This is a genomic window from Prevotella brunnea (assembly GCF_008016795.1).
Taxonomy (GTDB): Bacteria; Bacteroidota; Bacteroidia; order Bacteroidales; family Bacteroidaceae; genus Prevotella; species Prevotella brunnea.
Genome location: NZ_SDIK01000031.1, coordinates 20491 through 27267, shown reverse-complemented (window position 1 = coordinate 27267; position 6777 = coordinate 20491). Strand labels below are relative to the sequence as shown.

General features: G+C 38.4%; 5 protein-coding genes. All 5 read right to left on the bottom strand.

Annotated elements, in window-relative coordinates; genetic code table 11:
• Window positions 1-179 precede the first annotated feature (179 nt).
• A complete protein-coding gene (locus tag ETF27_RS04750; protein WP_130829046.1) occupies window positions 180-2189 on the bottom strand; it encodes a fructose-1,6-bisphosphatase in 2010 nt (669 codons plus the stop codon).
• Between the two features lie 20 nt (window positions 2190-2209).
• Entirely contained in the window at window positions 2210-3067 is an 858-nt protein-coding gene (locus ETF27_RS04745; protein ID WP_130829044.1) for a glycosyltransferase, read from the bottom strand.
• Window positions 3068-3367: 300 nt separating this feature from the next.
• Window positions 3368-4528: a glycosyltransferase gene (locus tag ETF27_RS04740; protein ID WP_130829042.1), complete on the bottom strand. Its 1161-nt coding sequence runs from the start codon at window positions 4526-4528 to the stop codon at window positions 3368-3370.
• Between the two features lie 63 nt (window positions 4529-4591).
• Window positions 4592-5908 (bottom strand): aspartate kinase, encoded by a 1317-nt coding sequence (locus tag ETF27_RS04735; protein ID WP_130829040.1) that lies wholly within the window; start codon window positions 5906-5908, stop codon window positions 4592-4594.
• Between the two features lie 28 nt (window positions 5909-5936).
• The gene (locus ETF27_RS04730; RefSeq protein WP_130829038.1) at window positions 5937-6704 is read right to left on the bottom strand and encodes a cell division ATP-binding protein FtsE; all 768 of its coding nucleotides are present in this window, start codon (window positions 6702-6704) and stop codon (window positions 5937-5939) included.
• Between the last annotated feature and the right edge of the window lie 73 nt (window positions 6705-6777).

Here is a 6777-nt window from a genome sequence, read left to right as displayed (position 1 = left end):
GCAAATTTCTGAAATTCTTTCGAATTACACAAACTGCAGCAAGGGTTTTGTGGAAAGGCACAAATTCATCGTGAGATGAAATCTGAAAGAAGCAGTGTCAAGCTTGTCGGGAGTAGTCAGCCGATGCTATGGTAGTGCATGTCGATAATGTTGCAAACTGCCTGTTAGAGACCTTTTTGTTAAATCTTTGGTGGATTTTTTCGTTCTTGTTCGATAATAAATCCGTGACGATAAGCATATAATAATTCTTCGAGTGCTTCAATTTGGAGTTTCAACTCAGTTCCTTTATCCATATCAGCAACTTTTAATCTACTTTGTTTCATCTCCACAATCTGTGTGGTACTGACAATGTCGATTCCTCGTTTTATGGCATCTTCCTGAGAGGCGAATGGTTCATGTTGTACAAGTTGGAAACCTCTTGAATGATATACGAGTGTATATCCGGCAATACCTGTTTCTTTATGATATGCCTGTGAAAATCCTCCATCGATAACCATTAATTTTCCGTTGGCTTTAATAGGGCTTTCGCCTTTCACGACATGAACCGGCACATGCCCATTTATGATATGCCTATTCGGTCCGGTAACTCCAAATTCTTTCATGATATAGTCAGCAGTTTCCTCTTTATCGCGAAATTTATAGTAAAAGCCCTTTTCCTCATTGTGCGTTTCTTTCTCCTTGATGAAGTATCGTTCAAAAGTAGTCATTTTTGCTTTATCGAAAAGAGGACTGTTGGGACCACACCATAAGTACAAGAAATAATCTATGGCATAATTGAGTTCTTTTAAGTCTTCTGTTTCGTTCTTTGGCTGGAAAGCTCTGTGGATAATAACTCCTATATTATCAAGTAAATCTTTCCCTTTGGCCATATTCTTCGGACATATCTCAACCTCTTTCAAAGTGCCGTCCTCATTCAATGGTATGGAAGCATGATAGAGAAGATTATTGTTTACAACTTTGTACATACATCCATGGCGCAATTGAAGCTGAATGTGTTCGCGTAGTTTTTCACTGGACGTAAACGAATGGTGCAGTTTGTCTATCAATGCTTTTTCTGCCACGGTGAGTTTATGCGGATTCTTTGGATCAACAGTGGGGAAATGGCATGAGCTTAAATTGTAATTTTTTCCATCTATCAGGATAGTTCCTTTTTCGTAATCTATTCTGTCCAACAGAAGGCGATTGTTCATTTTCCAAAACGGATAGCGTTTGATAATCTGACTTTCTATCTTAAATTGAATGATGCTGATAGCCTTGTGCATACGTGCTATTAGCAATGTGCTTTTCTCATCAATCGAGTCGGATTGTGATATTTTAGGCATAAATTCAGTGCAAGGATCATTTCCATAAGCTTCCATTGCAAATGTTGCCAATTGGATGAGATTAATGCCATATCCATCCTCTATAGTGTCCATATTATCATACCTCAGAGCTATCCGGATGACGTTACAAATACAAGCGTCGTTACCGGCACTTGCCCCCATCCACAGAACATCATGATTTCCCCAAGTTATGTCCCAAGTATGATAATTTTTCAGAATATCCATCACGATGTGAGCCCCTGGTCCACGATCGTAAATATCGCCCATGATATGGAGCTGATCGATGGCCAATCGTTGTATCACTTTGCTCATGGCTATGATGAAGTCGTCTGCTCTACCTGTAGAAATGATGGTTGAGATAATCGTGCTCACATAATCTGTTTTGTCCTTATCATCTGAATGCTCATGTAGGAGTTCTTGAATGATGTACGAAAAGTCGATAGGAAGAGATTTTCGAACTTTCGAGCGTGTATATTTGCTGGATACGTTTCTGCAAACCCTTACAAGTTGGTGGATAACAATGTGATACCAGTCATCAATATCCTCCTCTTCCTGTTTTACTAATTCCAGTTTCTGTTCCGGGTAATAGATTAGTGTGCATAAGTTGCGTTTCTCGGATTCTCTCAGTGTATCACCAAAGATTTCGTTTACCTTTCTTTTTATATTGCCTGATGCGTTTTTCAGAACATGTTGGAAAGCTTCATGCTCTCCATGTATATCGGCAAGAAAATGTTCAGTTCCTTTTGGTAAGTTAAGGATAGCCTGCAAGTTGATGATTTCTGTGCTGGCATCCGCGATTGTGGGGAATGATTGCGAAAGCAACTGAAGATATCGTTCATCCTTCTTTAAGTCATACTGTTTTATCATAGCACGATTGTATTATTTTGTTAGTATTTTTCTATGTTTATAATCGTCTGTTCAAGTTTTGTTGTCTTTTTATCGTCAAGAGGTTTGAATGGCATAAAACCTTCTTCCAAAAACAAATAGTTGGAAAGAATTTGAAGTATGCGTCTCGCAAATTTATAAATGTGCATTTTCTTTAGTAAACTTGATAATTTTACTTCATCGTAGTCGCATGTTTTCAAGAACTTGTAGATATCTGCCAAATGATGTAGGGTAAACTTATTTTTGTTTAACAAGTATTTGGCATTTAGGAACATGATGGTTCCGGTCTTTAGTTCTGAATCTGCATCTTCTATCACATTTTCAGTTTTGTTTCGAGTAAAAACATCAGTAGCGAAGAGATTTTCTTTATCAAGACTTCCTGCCTGCTTTGTTATTAACGGTAAATATCTCAATATATTGTTCGTGTCAATATCGGGGACAGAAAGTTGAAGCTTTTCTATTCCTTTATTTATCATCTCACGTATATCCTCATCATCTGAAAATAGTAAAATGCGTTGCCATTGCTGTGGATTCAGTTTACGAAGCTCTATGAGATGTTCATTCGGCATATTTCTTAACATGCCATTCTCTAATAATCCTATATGCAACAAGCTGTTCAGACAATTAAACTCTGCCTTGTTCATCCTTCTTCTATATCCGGTATCCATTACCTTACGATAGAAAGTTATGGTTTCTTGTGCCATTGCTTCCGGGCTTATTTCATGTTTTAGCAGATGCGATGGTACGCTGTCTATTCTTGTTTTCCATCCCAGTTTTATTATTTCTTCGAGTTCGTCATTGCCAGTCACCAATAGTGCATCAACCATTTTAACTGCGTTCTTTTGAAATGCGATTGCCATGATTGATTTGGTAAGTTTCCTCTCACAACGATTGATTCTGTTCAGTTCCCAATGTGGGGATAGGATGGTAAAGCATCCTTCAGATTTTGCAATTCTTATGCAGCGATAAGTCTTTCGAGACCAGCAGTTATGGAAATGCACAATATCAGGAGCCTCATTTCTTAATTGTTTTAAAAGCTCATTCTTATTTTTTATGAGGCTCGCATCTACATAGTTACTCTCTTCAGATACCAGCAAACTGAGATGATCCGAAAGCAAATCATTCTGTGAGAAATTTTCTATATAGTGAAGAATTTTCATTTATATCTTGTGCGTAATGAAATCATTTTTGTTTGCTCTCCAATATCTCACTTTATAGCTTAAATTTTGCCATATTATTCTCAGTTCGTAGGGGATGATTTTCCATGTGGGAATATCCCCATTGAATAGGCTGATGGCTTTTTTGCCAATCATCATGCGAAGAGTTAAATATACAACAAGTGCTATTGAAGCGCAAATGGTTATTAACCATAAATGCTTATAAATAGAAAAAGCCAAAACGAGAATAATTCCTATATATGCGATATGCATAAATGCTTGATCTATCAGAAAGAGAAATCTGTGTCGGAAGCTACGTTCAAGATGTTTCCTATTCGCCATATAAAATAGGTGTTGATTTATCCAATGCTTCTGTGAGGGAGACTGCTCAATTTGAGTACCATCTATTGATGACTCGAAAGCAATAGAGCCTTTATGCATATACTTGTTTATCATGAAATCATATTCCCCTCTAATGAATTTTAAATTGCCTCGAAATCCATCTTGTGCAATAAATTCACTCTTTCTAAACAATAAGGCATTAGTAATGCTTCTATATCCCATTCCTTTTTGATATTCCCTTGCAAGGTAACAGGTGGTTTGCAGTCTTTCAAACTTCCAAAAGTCGGGTGTATCATCATCATATTTTGTATATCCGACAATTAAGTTCCTCTGTTCAGTACAATTCTTCGCCAAAGCTTCCAGCCACTTGTTCGTTATTGGTTTACAAGAAATATCAGCCATCAATATCCATTCATGCTTTGCTGCTTTCACCCCCAATGTAATCGCAAGTTTTTTCCTGCTCATATATCTTGAGGTTGTGGGTATGAAGGTTGTATATAATTTAGGACTGTCATGATAGCTTTTCAGCACGTCTTCAGTTTCCGTATCTCCCTTGGACGCTACAACGATAACTTGAAAGTTTTGATAATCTTGATCCAAATAGATTTGAAGGTTTTCTGAAAGTGCGTCTGCATTCTCGTTGGGAGTGAGAATGACAGAGATAGCAGGTAATTTTGTCTCCTCATCGTCAGAGACAGAATTTTCATGCATGGGGTTATTGAATTTCGGTCTTCGGAAAAAGGGGTTGATAAGAGGTGAAACAATCGCTAACAAAATCACCCCCAATGATACTATTATCGAGATATTGTCTATAACTATCATTTTTTATTTGCAGTCTGATGCGCCGCATTATGTTTTTTGTAATTGTGTCATCTCTCCCGACAATCATCCAAAAAGATGGTCAGAAAGAGATTGCAGAGTATGCTTCTTGTCCTTATCCTGAATTAGGAAAGATATGTTGTAATTGCTGCCTCCATAACTTATCATACGAATGGGAATGTCCTTCATCGCTTCCATTGTCAGTGTTTCAAAACCAACATTGTTCCAGTCCAAATCTCCTACCACGCAGACAATGCACATCTCCTTATCAATTGTTACAGTGCCAAGTTTTTTAAGTTCATCGGTAATATCTGACAGATGTGTGTCGTTTTCTATGGTCATCGACATTCCCACCTCACTTGTTGCAACCATGTCAATAGAGGTCTGATAACTTTCAAAAATTTCAAACACCTTGCGTAGGAATCCGGTTGAACCCAACATTCTGCTTGACTTTATCTTGATAGCCGTGATGTTGTCTTTTGCAGAAATGGCTTTGATTTTTCCGCGTGTCAAATTGTTATTTATGATGGTGCCTTCAGCTTCCGGATCCATGGTGAACTTCAATCTGACGGGTATTCCCGCATATTTAGCCGGTTGTACACATGTGGGATGAAGAATTTTTGCGCCAAAGTATGCCAATTCGGATGCCTCTTCGAAGTTAAGTTGCCTTACGGTTTCCGTTTTTTCCACTATGCGAGGATCATTATTATGAATGCCATCAATATCGGTCCATATCTGTATTTCATCTGCTGTGATGGCAGCTCCTATCAGTGAAGCCGTATAGTCTGAGCCTCCTCTCTGAAGATTGTCAATTTCTCCGTAAGCATTCCTGCATATAAACCCTTGCGTGATATAGATTTGATAATCCGCGTTCTTCGCAAGTATATCTGTAAGTTTTTCTTTTATATATAGTGCGTCAGGTTCCGCGTTCTTATCGGTTCGCATGAAGTCCAAAGCCGGTAACAGTTTAGCTTTTACGCCTTGTTCCAACAAGTAATTGGTTACCATATTTGTCGATATGATTTCACCTTGGGCAACTATGCTCTTTTCCTCAAACGAGGTAAACATTTCTTTGGTAAAAGAGCGCAGAAAGTTAAATTCCTCTTTAAGGAAATCTCTTGTTATATCTTTGTATCGCCGGGTAGAAAAAAGATCTTCTATGTGGAGTAAATAGTTTTGTTCTAACTTATTTATAAGTTCATTTGCTCCCTCCGTGTTTCTTTTGTAGAGATATTCTGAGATTTCTATGAGTGTGTTGGTGGTCCCACTCATGGCTGATAGCACAAGAAACGTCGGCGCATCGGATTTTATGGCTAATAACGCAACTTCTTTCATGCGTGAAGGAGTTCCTACGGAAGTTCCTCCAAATTTCATCACTTTCATATTCTTGGGGGGATTAAAGTGTTCAAACCTATGATTGCCGGGTGGCATCTTCCTCGTCTTGAAAGTCGAGCGGATCGGCAATGATTTCTATTTTCTCGTCATTTGGGTCATTGGTGTCCTTGGTGTCATTAACGATACGAAACTCTTCGTTTTTGCACTGATAAACCTTGCCGGGGAATTGATTTAGCAAGTTGATGTTGTGTGTGGACATGATGACCGTTGTGCCCTCTTCGCTGGCTCGCTTAAGAATACCGACAATGTTTGTTGCTGTCTCCGGGTCAAGATTGCCGGTGGGTTCATCCGCGATGATGATGACCGGGTTGTTTAGTAATGCTCTGGCTATCGCAATGCGTTGCTGTTCTCCACCGGAGAGCTCACTGGGCATCTTGTTTTTTTTATCCAACATTCCCACCTCTTTCAGAACTGTTTCTATTCTCTCGTTTATTTCGTCTTTATTCTTCCATCCGGTAGCTTTCAATACGAAATAAAGGTTTTTATAAACGCTTCTGTCATGAAGTAGTTGGAAATCCTGAAAGATAATTCCCATCTGTTTTCTCAATGCGGGTACGGCTCGACGTTTCATGGATAGAACTGAAACTCCAAGAACTTCTGCCATTTCGGCATCGCCTTTATCCACATCCAATTCGCAATAAATGGTTTTCAAAAGCGAGCTTTTCCCGGAGCCGACTTTGCCGATTATATATATAAATTCACCTTCGTTCACTTGAAAATTAACATCTTTCAAGATCAAACGATCGTCTTGGTAAATATTTACGTTGCTGTAATTGATTAACATTTTTATGTTATGGTTTTAAAGTCAATATATATATTTAATGTTTTGATGTGCGAGCAATCCCGCTTCTTGGTTC